The sequence below is a fragment of the Paraburkholderia denitrificans genome, from assembly GCF_042655705.1.
In the GTDB taxonomy this organism is placed as follows: Bacteria; Pseudomonadota; Gammaproteobacteria; order Burkholderiales; family Burkholderiaceae; genus Paraburkholderia; species Paraburkholderia denitrificans.
Genome location: NZ_JBHSMP010000020.1, coordinates 101,165 through 124,974 on the forward strand (window position 1 = coordinate 101,165; position 23,810 = coordinate 124,974).

Annotated in this window: 17 protein-coding genes and 3 pseudogenes; 6 read left to right on the forward strand and 14 right to left on the reverse strand. The window is 63.8% G+C overall.

From position 1 onward, the window contains the following. Positions 1 to 106 precede the first annotated feature (106 nt). Positions 107 to 1,177 (forward strand): MBL fold metallo-hydrolase, encoded by a 1,071-nt coding sequence (locus ACFPTO_RS17375; protein ID WP_377713335.1) that lies wholly within the window; start codon positions 107 to 109, stop codon positions 1,175 to 1,177. A 247-nt stretch (positions 1,178 to 1,424) separates the two neighbouring features. Here ACFPTO_RS17375 and ACFPTO_RS17380 read toward each other — a convergent pair whose 3' ends face one another. The 12 genes from ACFPTO_RS17380 to ACFPTO_RS17435 form a co-directional block, all read right to left on the reverse strand. Beyond that, complete coding sequence (locus tag ACFPTO_RS17380; protein WP_377713337.1) at positions 1,425 to 2,783, reverse strand: DUF3422 family protein; 1,359 nt, start codon at positions 2,781 to 2,783, stop codon at positions 1,425 to 1,427. Positions 2,784 to 3,206: 423 nt separating this feature from the next. Further along, a complete protein-coding gene (locus tag ACFPTO_RS17385) occupies positions 3,207 to 3,404 on the reverse strand; it encodes a hypothetical protein (RefSeq protein WP_377713110.1) in 198 nt (65 codons plus the stop codon). Between the two features lie 75 nt (positions 3,405 to 3,479). Further along, entirely contained in the window at positions 3,480 to 4,001 is a 522-nt protein-coding gene (locus ACFPTO_RS17390; RefSeq protein WP_377713112.1) for a hypothetical protein, read from the reverse strand. A gap of 334 nt (positions 4,002 to 4,335) precedes the next feature. Further along, a complete protein-coding gene (locus ACFPTO_RS17395) occupies positions 4,336 to 6,039 on the reverse strand; it encodes a SulP family inorganic anion transporter (RefSeq protein WP_377713113.1) in 1,704 nt (567 codons plus the stop codon). 445 nt (positions 6,040 to 6,484) lie between these two features. Beyond that, entirely contained in the window at positions 6,485 to 7,495 is a 1,011-nt protein-coding gene (locus tag ACFPTO_RS17400; protein WP_377713115.1) for an aldose epimerase family protein, read from the reverse strand. Positions 7,496 to 7,690: 195 nt separating this feature from the next. Then, positions 7,691 to 8,701 carry an L-arabinose ABC transporter permease AraH gene (gene araH, locus ACFPTO_RS17405; protein ID WP_377713117.1) on the reverse strand — a complete coding sequence of 337 codons (1,011 nt, stop codon included), beginning with the start codon at positions 8,699 to 8,701 and terminating at the stop codon, positions 7,691 to 7,693. 78 nt (positions 8,702 to 8,779) lie between these two features. Next, complete coding sequence (gene araG, locus ACFPTO_RS17410; protein ID WP_377713119.1) at positions 8,780 to 10,327, reverse strand: L-arabinose ABC transporter ATP-binding protein AraG; 1,548 nt, start codon at positions 10,325 to 10,327, stop codon at positions 8,780 to 8,782. Between the two features lie 56 nt (positions 10,328 to 10,383). Beyond that, the gene (locus tag ACFPTO_RS17415) at positions 10,384 to 11,388 is read right to left on the reverse strand and encodes an arabinose ABC transporter substrate-binding protein (RefSeq protein ID WP_377713121.1); all 1,005 of its coding nucleotides are present in this window, start codon (positions 11,386 to 11,388) and stop codon (positions 10,384 to 10,386) included. A 63-nt stretch (positions 11,389 to 11,451) separates the two neighbouring features. Continuing rightward, positions 11,452 to 12,381, reverse strand: a complete 930-nt coding sequence (locus ACFPTO_RS17420; RefSeq protein ID WP_377713122.1) for a Gfo/Idh/MocA family protein — start codon at positions 12,379 to 12,381, stop codon at positions 11,452 to 11,454. A gap of 40 nt (positions 12,382 to 12,421) precedes the next feature. Then, positions 12,422 to 13,351 carry a dihydrodipicolinate synthase family protein gene (locus tag ACFPTO_RS17425; protein WP_377713123.1) on the reverse strand — a complete coding sequence of 310 codons (930 nt, stop codon included), beginning with the start codon at positions 13,349 to 13,351 and terminating at the stop codon, positions 12,422 to 12,424. A gap of 35 nt (positions 13,352 to 13,386) precedes the next feature. Continuing rightward, complete coding sequence (locus ACFPTO_RS17430; RefSeq protein ID WP_377713125.1) at positions 13,387 to 14,967, reverse strand: aldehyde dehydrogenase (NADP(+)); 1,581 nt, start codon at positions 14,965 to 14,967, stop codon at positions 13,387 to 13,389. A 22-nt stretch (positions 14,968 to 14,989) separates the two neighbouring features. Continuing rightward, positions 14,990 to 16,741, reverse strand: a complete 1,752-nt coding sequence (locus ACFPTO_RS17435; protein WP_377713126.1) for an IlvD/Edd family dehydratase — start codon at positions 16,739 to 16,741, stop codon at positions 14,990 to 14,992. A gap of 121 nt (positions 16,742 to 16,862) precedes the next feature. Here ACFPTO_RS17435 and ACFPTO_RS17440 point away from each other — a divergent pair, with 121 nt between their 5' ends. Continuing rightward, positions 16,863 to 17,819, forward strand: coding sequence for a LysR substrate-binding domain-containing protein (locus ACFPTO_RS17440; protein ID WP_377713128.1), 957 nt, complete (start codon positions 16,863 to 16,865; stop codon positions 17,817 to 17,819). Between the two features lie 57 nt (positions 17,820 to 17,876). Here ACFPTO_RS17440 and ACFPTO_RS17445 read toward each other — a convergent pair. Further along, a pseudogene (locus ACFPTO_RS17445) lies at positions 17,877 to 17,979 on the reverse strand (IS6 family transposase); the annotation flags it as partial. Between the two features lie 124 nt (positions 17,980 to 18,103). On the opposite strand from ACFPTO_RS17445, the gene ACFPTO_RS17450 reads away from it, so the two are divergent. The 4 genes and pseudogenes from ACFPTO_RS17450 to ACFPTO_RS17465 all read left to right on the forward strand — a co-directional run bounded on the left by ACFPTO_RS17450 (position 18,104) and on the right by ACFPTO_RS17465 (position 23,081). Next, positions 18,104 to 19,366: an ROK family transcriptional regulator gene (locus ACFPTO_RS17450; RefSeq protein WP_377713129.1), complete on the forward strand. Its 1,263-nt coding sequence runs from the start codon at positions 18,104 to 18,106 to the stop codon at positions 19,364 to 19,366. Next, positions 19,353 to 20,906 carry a sugar ABC transporter ATP-binding protein gene (locus tag ACFPTO_RS17455; protein ID WP_377713131.1) on the forward strand — a complete coding sequence of 518 codons (1,554 nt, stop codon included), beginning with the start codon at positions 19,353 to 19,355 and terminating at the stop codon, positions 20,904 to 20,906. Before ACFPTO_RS17450 ends, ACFPTO_RS17455 begins: the two co-directional genes overlap by 14 nt. A gap of 148 nt (positions 20,907 to 21,054) precedes the next feature. Continuing rightward, positions 21,055 to 22,008: pseudogene (locus ACFPTO_RS17460) on the forward strand (ABC transporter permease subunit); the annotation flags it as partial. Between the two features lie 119 nt (positions 22,009 to 22,127). Continuing rightward, positions 22,128 to 23,081 (forward strand): ABC transporter substrate-binding protein, encoded by a 954-nt coding sequence (locus ACFPTO_RS17465; RefSeq protein WP_377713133.1) that lies wholly within the window; start codon positions 22,128 to 22,130, stop codon positions 23,079 to 23,081. Positions 23,082 to 23,329: 248 nt separating this feature from the next. Here ACFPTO_RS17465 and ACFPTO_RS17470 read toward each other — a convergent pair. Further along, a pseudogene (locus ACFPTO_RS17470) lies at positions 23,330 to 23,611 on the reverse strand (DDE-type integrase/transposase/recombinase); the annotation flags it as partial. Positions 23,612 to 23,810 lie beyond the last annotated feature (199 nt).

Genomic DNA, 23,810 nt, shown 5'->3' on the forward strand with positions numbered 1-23,810 from the left:
CGCATTTCCCGAATCTGGTTCGCCTCACCTGGCATCGAACGCGCGGCCTTCTGGCCGCGCGTGTTCATAACCGGCCCGCGTGCCGCAGCGAGGGAGTGGGATCATGCTGATCTTTCGACAGTTGATCGACCCGCAGTCGTCCACCTATACCTATCTGCTTGCCGACAGCGAATCGGCCGAAGCGGTGCTGATCGACCCGGTGTTCGAACAGGCGCGACGCGACGCCGCCCTGATCGAGGAACTTGGCGTGCACCTGCTCTACACGATCGACACGCACGTTCATGCCGATCACGTCACGGGTGCGTGGTTGCTCAAGCGGCTTACGGGCAGCCAGATCGCGATTTCCGCCGCGAGCGGCGCACAAGGCGCCGACCGCTACCTGGACCATGGCGATCGCTGCCATTTCGGCGCACGCCACCTCGCTGTGCGTACAACGCCGGGCCATACGCGCGGCTGCATCAGCCTCGTGCTCGATAACGAAAGCATGGCCTTCACGGGCGATTGCCTGCTCATCAGGGGAACCGGCCGAACCGATTTTCAGCAAGGCGATTCCCGCGTGATGTTCAGATCAATCCACAAACAGCTGTTCACGCTGCCTGCCTCCACCCTGCTATTCCCCGGTCACGACTACCGCGGGTTGACAGTGACGAGCGTCGGCGAAGAGCAGCGCTTCAATCCGCGCCTTGGCGGCGATCTGTGCGAGGACGATTTCGCAGGTTTTATGCTCAATCTGAATCTGCCGCATCCACGGCAGATTGCCGTCGCCGTGCCTGCAAACCTGAAATGCGGCGCTGCGGCGTGCGACCCGACCCAGATCACGGAACCCGATTGGGCCGTGCTGACCTACACCTTCGCAGGCATATGGGAAATCAGTCCGCAGTCGCTCGAAGAACAGCTCGCGGCGGTGCAGATCATCGATGTCCGCGAGCCCGACGAATACGAAGGCCCGCTGGGGCGCATTCCCCATGCGACGCTGATTCCGCTGGGCGATCTTGCGCAACGTGCCGGAGAAATTCAGCTTGATCGCCCGGTCGTGACCGTCTGCCGCGCGGGAGGCCGTTCTGCACAGGCAACGACGATCTTGCGCAAGGCCGGTTTTCCGGCCGTCGCCAATCTGGCGGGCGGAATGCTGCGCTGGCGCGCGGAAGGCCGCATCGTCGAAAACGCCAGCCCCTGAATTTTTTGTGCGGTGCGGGAGCATTTCGTACGCAGACGCAGACGCAGACGCAAACTCATACATAAATTCGTGCGCAAACTCGCACGCGCATTCGTCAACAAACGGCAAGATACAAAGCAGGCCGCGCGCGTTATAGTCATCAACAGAATCTGGCGGATCGGCCGGTTTTCGCCAATCCGTCGAGTTCCGTTTGTGACTAACAACTCTGCACGTCGGACGACCATCCGCCAGCGCCAGCAGGTACCTCCTAATGCTTTTCCTGAATGGGAACTGAGTTAAAACCGATTTCCCCGACCGATGAATGTCCATTTGCATCGTGATCGCCGCTTTGCGCCAATGACCGGTTTCGAGTGCGTCTCGTGATTGCGATCACTGCCAGAACGACTGGCGCAACTGCCAGGCCTTCAGCCAGCTCTGGCTGGATGGGCAGACTGAGCACGTGCAAAGCCTTAAATGCAGCCGCCGCCAACGAAAGTACGTAGTAGGATATCGCGGCAACCGACAGGCCTTCGACAGCATGTTGCAAATGCAACTGGTTCCGTGCAGTGCGCTCCATGCCAGCGAGCAAATGGGTGACGTCCTTTTCCTGCGCGAGATTGACTCGCGTGCGTAACAAATCGACGGCGCGCGCAATACGGGAAGCGAGCAGTTCGTGCCGCGCCCAGACACTGCGACAGGTTTCCATAGCAGGCGCGAAGCGGCGTTCCATAAACTCCTGGAGCGTCGGCATACCTTCGATGCGCTCTTCACGCAGCTCCTGAATTCGCCCCAGCACCAGTTTCTCGTAGGCGCATGATGCGCTAAAGCGTCCGCCCAAGCCTGAAAGTGACTCGACGCGAACCGCAAGGTGCGTCAGCTTGACAAGCAGCTGTGAGTCGTCCCCCTCCGCACCATCCACCTCCATGTGTTGCATCAACGCATGGAGCAAGGCGTGAATCTCATCCAGGTCACGACTCATTTGACGCGCGCTAGGCAGCGCCAGGAGCGCCATCATCCGATACGTTTCAATTTCGTACAGTCGCTGCAGCAGCCGGCCACCTTGCTCGTCTCGAAAACCGTCGTCAATGACAAGAAATCGCGTGAAGCCATCGGGCCGCACACACCAGTCACAAAACACCTGACCTCCGCCGAGCACGTTACTACCGACGAGTATCGGCCCATCGATCCATTGCCGTACCGCGCCCCGTGCCGCGCGCGCCTCTTCACCCGTGAGAAGTTCCATGCGTGACGCGACGAGACGGCTACCGGCGAGTTGCGCAAACCAGTTGGCTGGAACACCCTGGATGGCGACATCGTTGAAAAAGTCTTTATCGCAGCGAGACTGGACGAACGTAAACGTCGAAAATTCAGTGTGACGCTCCCATTTGAGACGCCACCCGTACGGAGATTGAACGGCATAGTGTGTGGCACCTTGCGCTGGCATCGGGATTCCCGCGTCAGAGCACAACGTCTGCAATAGAGCTTCATGTAACCATGGCTTTTGTTCAGCAAAGACTGCATAGTGTACGAGCGAGACGGATTCCGTCAGTTTAAGAAACGGACGTGCATGCAGTTCTGCGGCCAGCGTGGCGCGTAGCGGATGATCCAGGTATTCCGGGGTCGGCATATTCACGATGTTATTCACGCAATGGGAGTGATACTTCGAAAAGGTGTCACGATTGATTCCCCGTTCTTTGTGTCCGCCTCGTGCTTGTTTGCACGACCCCGCTTCCGGAACCGGAGCCACGTGAACGGCAGGCACGCACCGCGCGGCTGCCGCTGGCACTCAACGTCTTGAGCGGGTCCGTTGCCACCATTCATGGTGGTCAAGATTGCGCAGAAGATCAGCACGACGCCGCTCACGGAGGTAGTGCGCAGTCACACCAGCCATAGCGATAACAAGCACGATCGTGCCAACAGCCATACCCAGCCAGGTTTGTGCCAAATCCGTCTCCCCAGTTACACCCCGGATCATCGCCTCGTGATGCCGACAGTTCGCATCGAAAATATAGCCCTCCCCGGTGACAGGCAATCGGCCATGTGCCAGCGTTCAGCGCGCGCGGGCAATCGCACGCAGGACTGCGTCACCTCGCGGGGTCAAGCGAGGCATAGACAGACCCGCTTCGGGCGGCTCGATCGCAATCAGATCAAGCTCACGAAGCACGCCAAGCTCCAGGCGGTCCGCCTCCATCCACTCAGGCGCATCCTTCAACAGCATCAACGTGGCAAGTTCGTGGGGACTCAGCATGGCACTCCCTGGCGTCGGGGCGTTGGGAAAAAAACCGGTATCGAGCGGCGATCCGGATGGCGGGCAACGCTGGCACTACGGACTTCGTCGCCTGCGCGCTGTCGGCGCCGCACCTGCGACAGAATCCACATCCTTGCGTGCACTGTCCTGCAAGGTCGCAGGGGGTATCGCAGCGACGGCGTCACCCGAATCATCGGAAACCGGAATGGCGGACTTCATCATGGCGTCGACGCTCCTGGCCATCGCAGCGATTGCCGCTGTCGCGTGCCGGACCGTTTCGACATAACCATCAAGAGCGAACCGGCTCAGCGCCGCCGAAGTCTGCAACGTCATCTCGATTACGGTGCTGGTGGGCACGGCGAACTGCGCAGCAAACGGCGGCACCCCGCCGGTCTGGTTCCAGGCAAGCGGCACCGGCGTCTGCAACGGCAGCATGCTCTCCCGGTTGTTCTGCACGCCAGCGAGGACCGCTGCGTACATCGAGAGATTCAACCGCGCGAGTTCACTGAAGCCGACAACCATATGGCCCGCCAGGAAGGGGAACGCAGCCGCACAGGCTGCGGTCGTGGCAAATGTTTTCTTGTCAGAACCAGTCACGATGGCTCCAGGTAGTCACCAACAGGCATGGCCGCTGCCACTGCGGCCGATCGTCGACATGCTGGCACCAGCGAATCTGCGCCAGGCCTCGCCGATCAATCTAGAGGCATCATTCTAACTTTGTTAAATCCTCGCTATTAGTCCGTGTTGTCCAGGAGTTTCCCCAATATGTGGGATTTGGCGGCTGTGATGATTCACCAGGCCAGCACGGTCGACGCGCGGTCACGGAGCACTACGCGCTACCCGGATTGCGATGGCGGGCAAACGCCCGCGAGCACGCCTGCAAGAGCCTGGCACGGTCACTCGCGCAAAGACACGACACCGCGTGGCCCGCTCAGCTTTCTCCAGGCATCGGGAGATCGGGCCGCACGGCGGCCAGCGCCGCGTGAAGTGTCATGTAGATGTTTTCCGTGCCGATGACCGGCGTGATGCCGTGCCGGTCCATGTCCGAGCGCAGATAGCGATTCACACGGCCGAATACGAGCCTCACGCCGCGCTGCGCGAGCATCCCGCACAACGTTTCGATCGAGCGGCCAGCCGAATAGTCGAGATCGGTGATCGCCGCCGCATCGACGACCACGCAGTGCACCGGTGTCGGCGCACCGTCGATCAGGCGGCGCACCTCATTGACGAACAGGTGGTCGTTCGCATAGAACAGGTCGGCGCCGAAGCGATAGACGATCAGGCCCGGCCCGGTCTGCATGCCGGGCTCCGCGGGCTGCGGTTCCCATCGGCCCTGCTCGTTGGGCAGCAGCACCATCGTGTGTGGCCGGTAGCTGTGGCGCACGTGGCGCAGCAGCGAAAGACCTGTCGCGATCAGGATGCCGTTCTCCACGCCGATCACCACGACGGCCACTGCCGTTGTCAGCGCAAGCAGAAACTCGCCGGGGCTTTCGCGCCGGATGTCGAGCATCTGCCGCACATGGACGAGCCCCACGGCGATCGTGAACACAATGGCAGCCAGCACGCAGTGGGGCAGGTATTGCAGCCAGCGGCCGAGGAACAGCAGCACGACGAGGACCACCGCTGCGAACGTGAGATGCGCGAACTGGCTGCGGGCGCCTGCATCGTCGGCCATGGCGGTCTGCGTCGGGCTGCCGTTCACGACGAACGATCCGCCCAGCCCCGCCACCACGTTCGCGGCGGCAAGTCCAAGCAGATTGGCGTCCTCGTCGACGCGCTCGCCGTAACGCTCGGCGAACGCGCGACTCGTCGCGGCGCTCTGGGCGACGATGATCACGAAGCATGACGTCGAGATCTGCAAGAGGTCCATCACCTGAAACCAGCTGCTGACGGCCGGAAACTCGATCGACGGCAACCCAAGCGCCACCGGCCCGATCACCGCGATGCCGCGCGCCGAAAAATGCAGCGTTGCGCTGGCCACGATGCTGGCGACGACAGCGACAAGCGGCACGGGCCAGCGCGGACGAAACTGCTTGAAGAACAGGATCGCCACGACGACGCACGCGGCAATGCCAAAGTCCATCCCGTTGATGCTGCCCAACTGCATCGCAATCTCGCGAATCTGCACGACGGTCCGGCGCGACGACACCTCGATGCCGAGCATGTCGCCGAGCATGGCGATGCCCACCTGCACGCCGACGCCGGCAAGAAAGCCGACCAGCACCGTGCGAGAGAGGAAATCGGCGAGAAAACCGAGCCGAAAGACGCGCGCGATCAGCAGCATCAGTGCCGTGAGCAACGCGGTCATGCCCGCGAGCGCGATGTACTCCGCGCTCGATGGCGGCGCCATTGTCGAAAGGCGGCTGGCGAATATCGTGGCCGTGGCCGAGTCGGCCGCCACGACGAGGTGGCGCGACGCCCCGAACAGCGCAAACAGGATCACCGGCAGGAAGCCCGTGTAGAGGCCGGTGACGCCGGGCATGCCCGCGATGCGCGCATAGCCGAGCAGTTGCGGGATGTTCATGAATGCGAGCATCACACCGGCACGCGCATCCCGTAGCGCCGAGAGCCGGCTCAGCGGCAGCATGCCCTTGAACGGTTCAAACGTCAGGCGCCATCTTTTTGGTTCTTCCATTTAGCTCGATAACTCGATATCCAGAACATCAAGGCGTTGCGGGCATCAATGTCGGCCCTACACTGCGCAGCGAAGATTTCACATATGATCAACAGAGTCAAACAGTACGGTCGAGGCTCTCACTACTGCATCCGGATCGAAGGCCGGCCCGTGGCTCAGGTGCCGTTCCCTTCACAGAATTTTCCGAATTGTCGCTCAAAGCGAGCGACTTCAGAAATCAACCGCCTCAAAGCCGCACAGGAACAACGGAGATCGATCTCGTTACTTCGGCTGCCTTTTTGACTGGCGGGTCAGTTCCTGCGGCGCTTCCGCAAGGATTTCTTTGGCGAAACAGCCGTTTTACCAGACGCCCTTCATACGTTTCCCGGTGAAAACGGAGATCGCATATACGTCAAATTCCATTGGGTAAATCGGCACGCCTGCCCCGCGCTATGGAACCAGGCCCCTACTCCGATGGCTGGCGTGTGGTCCTGGTCAAAGACGCAAGCCGTTCGACTGTGAAACTGACGCGGCGATTGAGTGTCTTTCCTGCGGCGAGAACCGTCAGCCCATGCACATCCTCTCTCTGCCCGATATAGCTGTGCTCCGACTGCTCATTCACTACCTGAAACGAAAACGAGTCGTCTTCGGGATGAGCGCGGAGTTTGTAGCAGTCGGTATTTCCCACAATCGCGAGGGAAAACTGCCGCGCCGGCCATTCGACCAGAGCCTTTCCGCCCCAGCGAGTGAAGGCATGGTCGATTTTCATCGCTGGCAGACGGTGGGTCACCCCAAACTGCCAGGCGAATGGCGTGGGAACGAGTCGTGGAGCGCTGCCGGCCCCTCCTGCAATCCAGATGCCACCAGCGGGTGCACTGATGCGTGCATGCGGGTCCCGCACCAGGACAGCCTCAATATCGATTCCGCACCGTAACGGCGTACGGCCGCTATTCTCGAGTTCGACGGTTATTTCGAGCGTGGGACCGTCAAGCTCGTAGGTCTGGACCACCCGACAGCATTCCGCAACGCCGGTCCGCAGGCGAAGTGATGTCTCTGCGGCAGAGTCGACTTCCCAGTCATCCACAAGTGCCGCACTGGACACCGGAAGCGGTCTACCGGCACCCGCTGCCCACACCCCGGATGACATTGCCCGAATCTGGACGGCCTGCGCCACATCTGGAATCCGGATCACGGGCTCACATGAGAGCTCACGGGAAACCGGAAGATGGCTCTGCTTATCTGGCCGCCGAAAGACGGGCGTCCACATACCGCGGTCATTCCAGTCCATCTGTACAATTCCGCCATGCGTTCCAGCCTTGACACCGAGCCTCAGATGCGCATTGGACAGCGTCAACGTCGTTTGGCGAACCTCTCTCTCTGCTTCGCCACATTCGGGATCGCCAGGTCGACGCGCCTTCGCGAAGACCAGCTTTCGTGAATCCGCTTCCCTTGTATCGAGCACGTCCTTCTCCTCCATCAGACAGCCTGGATGGCAACCCGGGATGGTTCAGGTCGTCGTGACGCGTTCACCACCGCCGCGCCCGTCCTGCCCGCGCTGCCCGCGCTGGCCGTCATGCGACGGCTTCCCGGTTTTCCGTCCCAATCCCGCGCCACCGGTACGGCGGCGTCCGGCATGCCGCTCGATGACCCGCTGAAGCAGACAGAGACAGGATCAGACTGCGCGCTTGCTGCGGCGGAACTGGTCGAACAGCACCGCAAGCAGCAGGATGCCGCCGCGAATCAGGTACTGATAGAACGTCGGCACGTTCATGAGGCTCATGGCGTCCTGCACCGCGCCCATGATGAGCACGCCGACCAGCACGCCTGAAATCGTCGCCACGCCGCCCGTGAGCGACACGCCGCCCAGCACGCATGCCGAGATCACGCCGAGTTCGAGACCCACCGATGTCTTCGGGTCGCCGAGGCTCATACGCGAGGCCAGCATCACACCCGCAAAGCCCGTAATGAGCCCTTGCAGCACGAACACCGTGATCTTGATGCGCGTGACCGGCAGACCCGCAAGCCGCGCCGCTTCGCTATTGCCGCCCACCGCGAGCACGTTCTTGCCGAACACGGTTTTCTTCAGCAGGAAGCCGAACACCACGAAACCGATGATGTTGCTCCAGATCGGGAACGAGATGCCGAGGAACGAGCCACCGCCCAGGTCGAAGAAGCGCTCTTCCGAGATCATCACGGCGTCGCCGTTCGAGGTGAGAAACGCGAGGCCGCGCACCGCTTCCATCATCGCGAGCGTGGCGATCAGCGAATTGATCCTGAAGCGCGCGATGAGCACGCCATTCACGAGCCCCACCGCGCCGCCCGCGAGCACGCCCGCGATAATGCCGAGCAGCACGCTATGCGACTGCGTGATGACGGTCGAAGCCACCACGCCCGAGAATGCCACGATGGACGCGACGGATAGATCGACCTCGCCGAGCGCGAGCACGAACATCATCGTGACGGCAATCGAGCCGATCAGCGTGACGGAGAGCAGCAGGCCCTGAATGTTGCGGGTCGTGAGGAAGTCGGGCACCGTCGCGGAAAGCACGGCGAACAGCACCACGAACACCACCACGATGCCCGACTTGTTGATCATGTCCCACGCGCGCGCGCGCTGGGGCGTAATGGGCGCGGTGGCCTCATTGACGGTAGGGGTGCCTTGTGGCTGCATGGCTTCACTCATCTCTGGTTCATCGTTACGAATCGGCGGCGCCCTTCGGGCTTGAGCTCACGGTGCGCGCGACCGGTAAGGTAAAAACATTTATCGTGGCAGCGCCATCTTGATCAGTTCGTCAGGCGAGGCTTCGGCTTTCGGTACACTGCCGGCAATGCGGCCTTCGCGCATGACGATGATGCGGTCCGACACACCGATAACCTCGGCGAGATCGCTCGACACCATGATCACGGTCTTGCCCGCTTCCGCGAGTTCGTACAGCAGGTTGTAGATCTCGGCGCGCGCCCCCACGTCGATGCCGCGCGTGGGCTCGTCCATCAGGAACACTTCGATGCGTTCGGCGAGCCAGCGCGAAAGAATCACCTTCTGCTGGTTGCCTCCCGAGAGCGTGCCGATGGCAGTGTCGCCGTTGCGCGTCTTGATCGCGAGTTTCCTGATGTAGTCCTGTGTAAGCGCGCGTTCGCGCTTCGCATCCAGCAGGAAACGCGCGGGACTGAAATGGCGGCGCGCGCTGATATTGAGGTTGTCGGCCACCGAGGCGATTGCCACGATGCCTTCCTGCTTGCGGTCCTCGGGGCATAGCGCGAGACCCGCGCGCACGGCGTCGCGCGGGCTCGCGAAATTCACGCGCTTGCCGTCCAGTTCGACATAACCCGCACTTGAGCGCGTCGCGCCGTAAATCAGCTTCATGAGTTCCGACCGACCCGCGCCTACCAGCCCGAAGAAGCCGACGATCTCACCGCGCCGCGCCCGGAACGACACGGGTTCGGCGAGGCCCGGTCCGAGCAGCCCTTTCGCTTCGAGCAGCACGGGACCGGCTTCGCGCGCGCGATAGCCATACACGTCCTCGATCGAGCGACCCACCATCGCTGCAATCAGGCGGTTGCGGTCGAGGTCGGCCACCGAATCGAAGGTTTCGATACGCTTACCGTCGCGGAACACCGTCACGCGGTCGCAAAGCTCATAGACTTCGTCCATGCGATGCGTGACATAAATGATTGCGCGACCATCGGCGCGCAGTGCGTTGATGATGCGAAAGAGGTTCTCGGTCTCGCGTGCCGAAAGCGAGCTCGTCGGTTCGTCGAAGGCGATCACGCGCGCGTCGCGCATCAGCGCCTTGCCGATCTCGATCATCTGACGCTGGCCAATGGAGAGATTCTTCACAGGCGTGCGCGGATCGATACGCTCGCCCAGCCGCTGCAATTCGTCCGTCGCGCGTTTGACGAGCGTCTGCTCGTCGAGCACGCCGAGGCGGTTGGGCAACTGTCCGAGCATCAGGTTGTCCGCCACGGTCAGCTCGGGCACGAGATGCAGTTCCTGATAGATGATCGCGATGCCTGCGTCGAGCGCCGCTCGCGTGGTCGTGAAGCGCTGCTCCACGCCGTTCAGGCTCAACGTGCCGGCCTGCGGCTGGTTCACGCCCGAGAGCACCTTGAGCAGCGTGGACTTGCCCGCGCCATTCTCGCCCATCAGGCCGTGCACCTCGCCCGCGCGCACGTCGAGCGCGACGCGGTCGAGCGCCTTCACGCCCGGGAAGCTCACGGTGATGCCGTCGAGCTCCAGATACGCGCGCTGCCCCTGTCGAGCCCCCGCGTGGTGCGTACCTGCGGCGTTCGTCGCATCTGCATGTGTCATGGTTTCAGTCATTGCATCCCTGCCCTTGCCGTCGCCTCCGTATTGCTACGGGATCCTTAGATACCAAGTTCGCTGCGCACAGCCGTCCAGTTGTCGCGTGTCATCAGCTTGCCGGTGGTCTGCGTGTCGGCGGGCGGCTGCTTGCCGGTGTGGATCCAGTCGACAAGATTCTGCGCGCTGTCCTTGCCGTGGTTCGTCGAGCTCACGGCGATCGTGCCGTAAAAGCCGGTGGGCTCCTTCTTCTGGAATTCGGCGAACGCTTCGCCCGCGCCATTGATGCCCACGCCGATGACATCGGCGGCTGGAATGTGCAGCTGTTCCGTTGCGCGCACCGCACCCAGCACGCTTTCCTCGTTGAGTGCGAATACCACCCACTTCTTGATGTTCGGATGCTGTGCGAGCACCGGGGAGGCCGCATTGAAACCGCCTTCGTCGTCAGTGGTCTTTTGCGGGGCATCGAAGATGTTTTCCTTCTTGAAGCCGCCGGCCAGCAGCGTTTGGGTTGCGCCGTCGGTGCGCAACTTCGCCGTGGGCAGTTCATAGTCGGTGATACGCAGCGCGCCCACTTCCTCCGGCTTCCAGCCCCGCTTCTTTATCTCGTCGCTGATCGCCTGTCCCACCTGGTTGCCGATCTTGAAAGCCGACATGCCCAGATGCGGCACACCCGCGAGCGGCTTGCCCGACGAGTCGACCAGTTGATCGTCCACCGTCACGAACTTCATGTTGTAACGTTTGGCGCGCGCCTGAATGGCCGGTCCAAGACGCACGTCGGGTGCGCAGATCACGAAGCCCTGCGCGCCTTGCGCACCGAGATTGTCGATTGCGGCCAGCACCTTTTCACCGTCCGGCGTGCCGATGTTCACCACCGAGAAGTTCTCCTTCTGGCCGAGCGCCGTGGCAGCCTTCTGCTCGTTGATGAACCACGCCTGCTCGGGCATCTTCACAAGAAATCCGATCTTGGTGGGCGAGTCGGCGTGTGCCGCCATACTCATGCCGAGCGGCGCGACGCACAGGGCCGCGAACACGGCGCGAAGGGTGAACCGGCGGATGTTGCTGGTCATGCTATGTCTCCTCTGATGACGCTTTTGCGTGGGGTGAAACAGTGACTCTCGGTGACGGAATGCTCAATGGCCAAACGCCTCGACTTCGATATGGCGCCCGAGCAGGAATGCGTCGGCCACAAGGCGCAGCGGGCGCACGTCCACGTCGTCGGCGCCATGCGCGATCAACCAGTGAAAGCGCTCGTAGAGCGCCGAATATTCCCGTTCGGCGCCCAGTTCGACCGGCTCGCCCGCGATGGCGAGGCGCTTGCCGCCTTCGGAGATCGAGAGTAGGCCCTCGGTGGTCTCCACGTCGATTTCCCATTGCTCGACCGGGCTGTGGCGCCAGTCGAATTCGGCACGCACCGGCACGCCGTCGGTGTCGATGCACTCGAGTTCGGCGGCGATGGGCGTCGAACAGTCGGACGGTACATGCAGCGCCGCGCTGCGCAGCAGCACCTCGCGCGGCAGAATGCGCGTGACGATCGACAGCGCGTTGATGCCCGGATCGAACACGCCGAGGCCGCCCGGTTCCCAGATCCATTGCTGGCCCGGATGCCAGCGGCGCACATCTTCCTTCCACCGCACGTGCACGGCGCGGATCGTGCGCCCGGCCAGCCACGCGCGCGCCGGTTCGACGGCGCTCGCGCAGCGCGAATGCCATGTGGCGAACAGCGTGCGCTTGTGCTGCTTCGCGAGTTCGCGCAGTGCTTCCACTTCGCTCACGCTCGCGCCCGGCGGCTTTTCGAGCATCACGTGCTTGCCCGCTTCCAGCGCGGCGCGCGCCTGCTCGTAGCGCACCTGCGGCGGCGCGCACAGCGACACGGCGTCGAGGTCGCGCTCGGCGGCCAGCAGCGCGCCGATATCGGCGTAATTGCGCACGCTGTCCACCTGCGCGTTGCGACTCGCGGCGGCCACGAACTCGAAGCCCGCGTTACCCGCGATGGCGGGCAGATGCTGGTCGCGCGCGATCTTGCCCACGCCCACGATACCCAGCCTGTACGACGCATTCATACCGATCTCCAAATGTTATTTCGCACCGCGAATCTATTGGTCACTTGCCCCAGCGCAGCACCAGTGGATCGAGACGGCGCGCGATATCGACCAGCTCCTTGCGTGTCTCCGGATGCATCGCGGGCAGCGGATGGCGCGGCAGCTCGCAGTCGATCACGCCGCCCTCCTTCATCAGCGCCTTGCAGGCGAGCAGGCCCGCCTGGCGGTTTTCGTGATTGATGAGCGGCAGCCACTTCTGGTAGAGCGTGAAGGCGTCGTCGAGACGGCCTTCCCGGTGCGCCACGATAATCGGGCGAATGCCGTCCGGATATCCGCCGCCCGTCATCGCGCCGGTCGCGCCCGCGTTCAGGTCGGCCAGCAGCGTGATGCCTTCCTCGCCGTCCCACGGACCCTCGACCGCTTCGCCGCCAAGGCGGATCACCTCACGCAGCTTGTTGGCCGCGCCTGGCGTTTCAATCTTGAAGTACGAGACCTGCTCGATCTCGCGCGCCATGCGCGCGAGGAACGGCGCGGACAGCACCGTGCCACTCGCGGGCGCGTCCTGAATCATGATGGGAATATCGATGGCGTCCGAGACGCCCTGGTAGAACGCGTGGATCTGCTGCTCGGGCACGCGCAACGTCGCGCCGTGATACGGCGGCATCACCATCACCATCGCCGCGCCCAGCGCCTGCGCGCGCTTGCTGCGCGCCGCGCACGCGATCGTGCCATAGTGCGTGGTCGTCACGATCACGGGCACGCGGCCCGCCACATGTTCGAGCACGGTGTGCGTGATGACTTCGCGCTCGTCGTCGGTGACCGAGAACTGCTCGGAGAAGTTCGCCAGAATGCACAGGCCGTCCGAGCCCGCGTCGATCATGAAATCGACGGCGCGCTTCTGGCTCGCCAGATCCAGTTCGCCAGTTTCGGTGAAGGTGGTCGGCACGACGGGAAAAATACCCGTGTAACGGGGCGTACGGCTTGTAGTCATGACGTCTCCTTGATTCTTTTTGGCGGCGGTGCGCTTCAGGCGCTCTCGGGCTTACCCGCGAAACGCCGCTTCACGTGCAGCGGATTCGCGTCGCGCAACGCGTCGGGCAACCAGCTATCGGCGAGATTCTGGTAGCAGACCGGGCGCACGAAACGCCCGATCGCCGCCGTGCCCACCGAGGTGCTGCGGCCATCCGAGGTGGACGGGAACGGGCCGCCGTGCACCATCGCATCGCAAACCTCGACACCCGTTGGGAACCCGTTCGCCAGCAGACGGCCCGCCTTGCGCTCGATGAGCGGCAGGAGCGCGCGCACGAGATCGCCGTCGGCGGCGTCCGCGTGCAGCGTGATCGTCAACTGGCCTTCGATATGGCGCAGCACGCGGCGCAGTTCTGCTTCGTCCGCGCATTCGACCAGCACGCTGCTCGGGCCGAACACTTCTTCGCCGAGCGATGCGTCGGCCAGCAGATCGCTTGCGCTCACGCGCAGCAGCGCCGCCTGCGCGCGGCCGGGTGCCGCCGCGCCGCGTGCGAGCGTCGTGACCTTCGGATGCTCGACGAGACGGCCGATGCCGTGCTCATACGCGCGCAGAATGCCCGGCGTGAGCATCACGCCCGCCGCCGCCGCGCTGAATTCACGCGCGGCGTTCGTGGCGAAGGCCTCGAAGTCCGCGCCCGCGAGGCCGAGCATCAGGCCCGGATTGGTGCAGAACTGGCCGCAGCCGAGCGTCGTCGATGCCGCGTATTCACGCGCGAGCGTCTCGCCGCGCGCGGCGAGCTCGCCCGGCAGCAGCAGGTTCGGATTCACGCTGCTCATTTCGGCGTAGACGGGGATCGGCTCGGTACGCGCCGCCGCCAGCTTCGCGAGCGCAAGACCGCCCGCGCGCGAGCCGGTAAAGCCGACCGCACGGATCGCCGGATGCTGCACGAGCGCGCTGCCCACTTCGTGGCCCGCGTCGAACAGCAGCGAAAACACGCCTTCGGGCAGGCCCGCCGCCGCGACCGCCTGCTGGATCGCGCGGCCGACGAGTTCCGAGGTGCCCGGATGCGCCGGATGCGCCTTCACGACCACGGGACAGCCCGCGGCCAGCGCCGACGCCGTGTCGCCGCCCGCCACCGAAAACGCCAGCGGGAAATTGCTCGCGCCGAACACCGCGACCGGGCCGACGCCGATACGCCAGAAACGCAGGTCGGTGCGCGGCGGCTGACGTTCGGGCAGCGCCGGTTCGATCCGCACGTCGAGCGCATCGCCGCTGCGCACGAGCGTGGCGAACATGCGCAATTGATTCGCGGTGCGTGCGCGTTCGCCTTCGAGGCGCGCGCGCGGCAGGCCGCTTTCGGCCATTGCGCGTTCGATCAGTTGTTCGCCGAGCGCTTCGATGCGCGCGGCGCAATCGTCGAGGAATTGCGCGCGTTTTTCAGCAGGCAACGTGCGGTAGGGGTCGAAGGCGGCGTCCGCGAGTACGCAGGCCTGTTCGACATCGCCTCGCAGCGCGCCGTGGAAAACCGGTTGCGCGATGGGCGTGTTGCTCGCGGCGTCGATCGCCTGGAACGCCGCGCCTTCGCCGCGCTTCGCGCGCGCGCCGATCAGCAGCTCGCCGGTGAGAGTCGTCGTCATGATGGCAGTCCTTGCGCGTGCGTCAGTGCGAGTGGCGCGGCACGGCCGAGCCGCGTTTGCCCACGAGGAAGTCGAGATCGCAGCCTTCGTCGGCCTGCAGGACGTGATTGACATAGAGGCGCGCATAGCCGCCCTTGCCCAGCTGCTCGGCGACGCCCGGCGCGGCGGCCGGATCGACATCGCTCAGACGGCGCTGCAGTTCCTCGTCGCCGATGTCCAGATGCAGACGGCCGTTCTCGCAGTCGAGCTCGATCCAGTCGCCGTTGCGCACCGCCGCGAGCGGGCCGCCCGCCGCCGCTTCCGGCGCGACGTGCAGCACCACCGTGCCGTAAGCCGTGCCGCTCATGCGCGCGTCCGAGATGCGCACCATGTCCTTCACGCCCTGGCGCAGCAGCTTGGGCGGCAGGCCCATGTTGCCCACTTCGGCCATGCCCGGATAACCCTTCGGGCCGCAATTCTTCATGACGAGGATCGAGTCCTTGTCGACGTCGAGCGATTCGTCGGCGATGGTCGCCTTGTAGTGATCGAAATTCTCGAACACGACGGCGCGGCCGCGATGCTTGAGCAGTTCGGGCGTCGCCGCCGACGGCTTCAGCACGGCGCCGCGCGGCGCGAGATTGCCGCGCAGGATGCAGATGCCGCCGTCCGCGATCAGCGGATTGTCGATCTGGCGGATCACTTCGTCGTTGTAGTTCGGCGCTTCGCGCACGTTGTCCCAGATGGACTTGCCGTTCACGGTGAGCGCATCCGGATGCGGCAGCAGGTTCGCTTCGCCCAGACGGCGCAGCACCGCCGGCAGACCGCCCGCGTAATAGAACTCTTCCATCAGGAAGCGGCCCGAGGGCTGCAGGTCGACGATGGTGGGCGTGTCGCGGCCGATGCGCTGCCAGTCTTCCAGTTCGAGCGGCACGCCGATGCGGCCCGCGATCGCCTTCAGGTGGATCACCGCGTTGGTCGAGCCGCCGATGGCCGCGTTCGTGCGGATCGCGTTTTCGAACGCTTCGCGCGTCAGCACCTTCGAGAGCTTCAGGTCTTCGAGCGCCATCTGCACGATGCGGATGCCCGACATGTGCGCGAGCACGTAGCGGCGCGCGTCCACGGCGGGAATCGCGGCGTTGTGCGGCAGCGAGACGCCCAGCGACTCGGCCATGCAGGCCATCGTCGAGGCCGTGCCCATCGTGTTGCAGGTGCCCGCCGAGCGCGACATGCCCGCTTCGGCCGAGAGGAAATGATGCAGGTCGATCTCGCCCGCCTTGAGCGATTCGTGCAGACGCCACACGGCCGTGCCCGAACCGATGTCCTTGCCTTCGAGCTTGCCGTTGAGCATCGGGCCGCCCGTCACGACGATGGCGGGCACGTCCACGCTCGCCGCGCCCATCAGCAGCGCGGGCGTGGTCTTGTCGCAGCCGCACAGCAGCACGACGGCGTCGATCGGATTGCCTCGGACCGCTTCCTCGACGTCCATCGAGGCGAGATTGCGCGTGAGCATCGCCGAGGGACGCAGGTTCGATTCGCCGTTCGAGAACACCGGGAACTCGACCGGGAAGCCGCCCGCCTCATAGATGCCGCGCTTGACGTGTTCCGCGAGCAGGCGGAAGTGCGCGTTGCAGGGCGTCAGTTCCGACCAGGTATTGCAGATGCCGATGATCGGCCGGCCATCGAATTCGTGATCGGGAATGCCCTGATTCTTCATCCAGCTTCGATACATGAAGCCGTTCTTGTCCATGGTGCCGAACCACTCTCGGGAGCGCAGTTTAAGTTTGGTATCCGACATTGCCAGTCTTCAGGTGAGTTAAGTTTCCGTGCAGTCTATGGACAAACCTGATAACCTTCCAATGAAATATTAACTGCATCCCATACACATTTTCGTATTGGTATAAATACCGATCCGCGCCATGCTGGACACGACTCCCGGATACCTCCGCACACGTCTGAGAACCAGGCAGCTTTTGCTCGCCGTAGCCCTCGCTGAGGAGGGCAACATTCACCGCGCCGCGGCGACGCTCAACATGACACAACCCGCAGCATCCAAGATGCTGCGCGAGCTGGAGGAAATGCTGGAGGTGATCCTTTTCGAACGTCTGCCGCGCGGTGTGCGGCCTACGCTCTACGGTGATGCATTGGTCCGCCACGCACGCACTGTGCTCGGCAGCCTGGATCAGGCGCAGGAAGAGCTGATTGCACTGAAGGCAGGCCGGCTCGGCCATGTGGCGGTGGGGGCGATCACCTCCCCGGGCGTCCGTGTGCTGCCAGCGGCCATTTCCGCCGTCAAACGCATGCATGCGAACGTACGCATCACGGTCGAAATCGACACGAGCAATGCGCTAATCGAGCAGCTGGCGCAGGACAAGCTCGATGTAGTAGTCGGACGGCTGTCGGCAGAGCACGACACGCTGCAGTTGCGCTACGAACCCCTGGCCGGTGAACCAGTCAAGGCGGTCGTGCGGCGGGGGCACCCCCTTCTGGAGAAGGGCGAGATCGTGCTGCCCGAAGTCCAGCGCAGCGCGTGGATCGTACCCCCGGCGGGCAGCGTACTGCGTCACCGGTTCGAACTCATGTTCCAACGCGCAAGCCTTGCGCCGCCCTCCAACGTGGTGGAAACAGCGGCACTTCTCTTCATCACGCGTGCGGTTGAGAAAAGCGACATGATTGCCGTCCTTGCCGAAGACGTCGCGCATTACTATGCAGAGCACGGGCTGGTCGAGATCCTGCCTCTGGCAATGGAATGCAAAATGGACGATTTCGGCCTGATTACACCCACCGAAAAACGCCTTTCGCCTGCTGCAGAGCTGATGATCGACGCGCTTCGCACCGCCAGTCTCGAAACCTACAATCGGCCGATCACGGCTTGAAACAGGAGCGTCTGGCGGCGCACATCAGTCTGTCCACCGGCCACGGATCTTCAGCTACGTTTCATCGACACGCCACGAGGCCCGTCGGCGTAACGAAACGGTTCCAGCGTTTGACGAATTCCGGTGCGGAGCGTCTCACCCAGCGCAGGCCACACGCGTGCCCGCCTGATGACCGGGATTTCCCCAGGCTGACTCGAGGCGCTTTCCGGCATTAAATAAATCAACTTGATTTATTTAGTAGCCAGTGAGCCAAACAGGCCGCAGGCAATCACCGGAGGAAACGCGTGAGAAGTCCGCATGTAGGCCAGGGCAGCAACTCGGCCAATGTCCGCCGCTTCAATGAGCGCCTGCTGCTGCAGGCCCTTCGGCGTGCCGGCGAGGCCTCGAAGGCCGATCTCGCCCGCCTTGCGAATCTCACCAGCACGGCCGTGGGCAGCATCATCACCTCGCTCACGGAAAGTGGTCTGATCGAGATGAGCGGGCGGCGTCTGGACGGCGGGCGCGGCCAGCCCGCCTCGCTTCTGCGCCTTTCGCCGCGCGGCGCGTTCGCAATCGGCGTACGCCTCGACCGGACCAACATCGAAACCGTGCTCGTGGACTTTGCGGGCCGGATGATCGAGCGCCGCTCGCACGACATGCTGCTGCCGCAGCCAGCCGTGGCGCAGGAAATCGTCCAGCGGGATATCCGCGAACTCTCAGGCTTGCTCAGCAAAGCCGAGCGCAGTCGTCTCGCAGGCATTGGCGTTGCGCAACCGTACAACCTCGACAGCTGGCTGAGCGAGCTGGGCCTGTCCGCCGAAGCGTTCCGCGCGTGGAGCGGCGTCGATTTCGCGGGCGAGCTGGGCGCGGCCCTTGGGCTCCCCGTGTTCAGTGAGAACGACGGCAACGCCGCCGCCATCGCCGAGATTTTCTACGGCTGCGGGCGCCAGCGTGGCGACTTCCTTTATATCTTTCTCGGCGCGGCCATCGGCGGCGGCATCGCCATCGACGGCGACTGCGTGCGCGGCCTCACCGGCAACGCCGGCGACTTCGCCGTGATGCCAGTGCCGCCGAGCGCCCTGCCTTCGGCGCACAAGCCTTCGGCCAAATGGGACATCCTGCTTTCGCGCGCCTCGCTCATCGCACTGCGCCGCCACCTGCAGTACCACGGCGAGCAAGTGGATAACCGCGCCGATCTCGAAGCGTGCATCGCGCGCGGCCATCCGGCCGTCGAAGAATGGCTCGACGACTGCATCGACGCGCTCGCCCCCGCGCTGCGCTCCGCGCTGTGCGTGCTCGACGTGCCGGCCGTGGTGCTCGACGCCGACGTGGACGCCGGACTCATCGACACACTTATGCAGCGCCTGCGCGTGGCCGTCGCGGCCACCGCGCCCGAGGCGCGCGGCACGCCCACGCTGGTGCGCGGCACCTTCGGCCCCGACGCCGGGGCACTGGGCGCCGCCACGCTTCCCATGTTCTTCAACTTTTCGCCACGTGCAGGCATCCTGATGGGCGCCGGCGCACAAGCTAACGTACAAGCGCAGGAGGAGAGCCATGTCGCGCTCTGAATCGACGCCCCCGCTGCTGGAAATGCGGGGCATCAGCAAGACGTTTCCCGGTGTGCGCGCGCTCGACAAGGTGCGCCTCTCGGTCTGGCCCGGCGAGGTGCACTCGTTGATGGGCGAGAACGGCGCGGGCAAATCCACGCTCATGAAGATTCTCTCAGGCGCCTATCAGGCGGATGCCGGCGGCGAGATCGTGATCGATGGCAAGACGGTCGTAATCGACGGCCCGCTCGCCGCGCGCGAACTGGGCGTGGCCGTCATCTACCAGGAACTGAGCCTCGCGCCGAATCTTTCAGTTGCCGAAAACGTTCACGCGGGCCGCGAGTTGCGCCGTGGCGGCCGCCGCTTCGGCCTGGTCGACCGCGGCGCCATGGAGCGCGGCTGCGAAGACGTGCTCAAGCGTCTGGGTGCCACCTTCGGCCCCGCGACGCTGGTGGGTTCGCTCTCGATCGCCGAGCGCCAGCTCGTGGAAATCGCACGCGCCGTGCATAGCGACGCACGCATCATCGTGATGGACGAGCCCACTACGCCGCTCTCCTCGCGCGAGACCGAGCGCCTTTTCAAGCTCATCCGCCAGCTGCGCGCGGACGGACTCGCGATCATCTACATCAGCCACCGCATGGCCGAGATCTACGAGCTCTCCGACCGCGTTTCCGTGCTGCGTGACGGCACCTACGTGGGCACGCTGATACGTGACGAGCTCAATGCCGAAAGCCTCGTGAGCATGATGGTGGGCCGCGATATTTCCGGCTTCTACAAGAAAAAGCACGCGCCCTACGATCCGGGGCACGTCGTGCTCACCGTGCGCGACGTCGCCGACCACAACCGCGTGCGCGGCTGCAGCCTCGACCTGCATTCGGGCGAAGTGCTCGGCATTGCGGGCCTCGTGGGCGCGGGCCGCACGGAGCTTGCGCGGCTGATTTACGGTGCCGAGCAGCGCGTGCGCGGCGAGATCGCCATCGACGGCCGCAAGCTCCATCTACACGGGCCGCGCGACGCCATCGAATCGGGCCTCGTCTATCTGACCGAAGACCGCAAGCATCAGGGCCTCTTTCTCGACATGAGCGTGCGCGACAACATCAACGTGGCCGTGGCCGGACGCGACGCGCGTTTCGGCGTGCTCGACCTCGCGCGCGGCGCGTCCCGCGCGAACGATTCGATCCGCTCGCTTTCGATTCGCGTGCCGAACTCCCGCGTGACCGTAGGCGCGCTCTCGGGCGGCAATCAGCAAAAGGTGCTGCTCTCGCGCCTGCTGGAGACGAAGCCGCGCGTGCTGATCCTCGACGAGCCGACGCGTGGCGTGGACATCGGCGCGAAGTCAGAGATCTACCGCATCATCAACGACCTCGCCAAAACCGGCGTCGGCATCATCGTGATTTCGAGCGAACTGCCCGAGATCATCGGCGTGGCCGACCGCGTGCTCGTCATGCGCGAAGGCGTATTCGCCGGAGAACTGGGCGGCTACACCGGCAAGGCCATCACGCAGGAAGCCATCATCGAACTCGCTACCGGCTCGCAAGGCGCGCTGGACGAGGCCGCCTGATTCCGACGCCCCCGATTGACGCGTCCGTCGAAGAGATATTGAGGAGCATGACACCATGAAGAACATTCTTCCCCGCCATGGCGTTGCGCCATCGCCCGCCCAGCCCGCGCAACCCGTTCAGGCCACGCGTCCCGGTACGGCCGTCGACGGCCGTCGCGCCCGCATGAAATCCCTCATGCGCACGGCGGGCATGCTGCCCGTGCTCGTACTGCTGTGCATCGGCTTCGGATTCCTGACCGATGGCTTCGCCACGCTGCAGAATCTCTCAATCGTCACGCAGCAGGCATCAATCAACATCGTACTCGCCGCCGGCATGACCTTCGTGATTCTCACGGGCGGCATCGACCTTTCAGTAGGTTCGATTCTCGCTGCATCGGCGGTCGCGGCCATGCTCTGCTCGACAATCGGGGGCTGGGGCTGGCTCGGCATCCCCGCCGCGCTCGGCGTGGGCCTTGGATTCGGCGTCATCAACGGCTCGCTGATCTCGCTCCTGCGCCTGCCGCCCTTCATCGTGACGCTCGGCTCGCTCACGGCGGTACGCGGCATCGCGCGCCTGATGGGCCACGACACCACCATCTTCAACCCCCAACTGTCGTTCGCCTTCATCGGGAACGGCACGGTGTTCGGCGTGCCCTGGCTCGTGATCATCGCGCTCGTGGTGGTAGGCATCTCGTGGTTCGTGCTGCGCCGCACGGTGCTCGGCCTGCACATCTACTCGGTGGGCGGCAACCCGGAAGCGGCACGCCTCTCGGGCATCAAGGTCTGGGGCATCGAGATGTTCGTCTACGCCGTCTCGGGTCTGCTCGCCGGCCTGGGCGCGGTGATGTCGGCCGCACGCCTCTACGCCGCGAACGGCCTGCAGCTCGGCCAGTCGTACGAACTCGACGCCATCGCCGCAGTGATTCTGGGCGGCACGAGCTTCGTGGGCGGCGTGGGCTCGATCATCGGCACGCTGATCGGCGCGCTCATCATCGCAGTGCTCTCGAACGGCCTCGTGCTGCTGGGCGTCTCGGACATCTGGCAATACATCATCAAGGGCCTCGTGATCGTCGGCGCCGTGGCACTCGACCGCTATCGCCAGCGCGGCTCGGCACGTACCTGATGCGCCTCACGAACTCATATCAGGAACCTCAGACGTCATATTCGAAAGCGGGCGCAAGCGGCCCTCCCGCACCCGCGGTACACGACACACACCAACTGGCCCCCTCTGGAGACATACTCATGTTCAAGAAGAAAGCTGCCTTCGCTGTTCGTGCCGCTGCCGCACTCGCGCTCGGCTTCGCCCTGCAAGGCGCACATGCCGCCGACAAGCAACTGAAGTCGATCGGCATCACCGTTGGTTCGCTTGGCAATCCTTACTTCGTGACCATCGTGAAAGGCGCGGAAGCGAAGGCCAGGCAGATCAACCCGAACGCGAAAGTCACGGCCGTGTCCGCCGACTACGACCTGAACAAGCAGTTTACGCAGATCGACAACTTCATCTCGGCGCACGTCGACATGATCCTGCTGAACGCCTCCGATCCGAAAGCGATCGAGCCGGCTGTACGCAAGGCGCGCGCCGCGGGCATCGCGGTGGTGGCCGTGGACGTGGCCGCGGCCGGCGCCAACGCCACCGTGCAGACCGACAACGTTAAGGCAGGCGAGATCTCGTGCGAGTACCTCTCGAAGAAGATCAACGGCAAGGGTAATGTGATCATCGAGAACGGCCCGCAGGTTTCCGCCGTGATCGACCGAGTGAACGGCTGCAAGCAGGTGCTCGCGAAGTCGCCTGGCATCAAGATCCTCTCCGACGACCAGGACGGCAAGGGCTCGCGTGAAGGCGGCATGAACGCCATGCAGGGCTATCTCACGCGCTTCCCGCAACTCGCCGGCGTGTTTACGATCAACGACCCGCAGGCCGTAGGCAGCGACCTGGCCGCGAAACAACTGCATCGCAGCAACATCGTGATCACGTCGGTGGACGGCGCACCCGACATCGAAACGGCGCTGAAGAGCGACACGCTGGTGCAGGCCTCGGCAAGCCAGGATCCGTGGAAGATGGCGCAAACGGCCGTACAGGTCGGCTACGACATCATGAACGGCAAGAATCCCGCCAATCCGATGATCGAGATGGCGCCCCAGCTCATCACGCGCGACAACGTCAGCAGCTACAAGGGCTGGTCGTCGCCGCACTGAGCGGCTTTAATCGGCATTGCCCCTGTAAGGGTCAAGGGGCAAGCCGCTACTTATATGCAAGGTAGTTCTTATTTCTTAAGACTGGAATAACTCAGCCGGACGAATGGGGTGTGCGTAGCGTGCCCCCTATCCGTCCTTTCACGACGTGCTGCACTTTAATACCGCTTGACTGCATGCGGGCGCACGCAATGATTGTGTCGCGTTAAAGGAAGATGGGATGAGCAAACTCCCAGGATGACGAGGACGACTTACGTCGCGAAGGAATAGAATTGCGCGGCAGCAGTTGCAGCTGACGCCATCGTCACACATCTGCCCTTGCGGATCATGTACGCGATTTCGATGCCGGACAGGATGTTGCGCGCGCAGCGGAAATCCTTGAAGCCCATCATCAGTCTGATGATGGGCTTGATGGCGCGGTGGTCCTGCTCGACAATGTTGTTCACATAATTGTTCTGGCGGACCTTGATCGGCGTTGGCCGCCCAGCATTGAGCGCTTCGAGGGCGGCCAGATGCGCGCCGCTCCTGTCCACCGGGCGCTTGCGACGGAGGCCGTGTGAAAACGCCGGCCAGACGCTACTTACGAAAAACTCGACCCATCAGATCGCGCTGTGTTGGCCTGGCAGCGACTCGGGAGGGCGGGGTCCATTCCATCTCGGTCAGTCGGCACCTTCGCATCCCGCTCGGTGATCACCTGCTCACGTCTGCGTTCCTGGATGGGGTCGTTGCCGC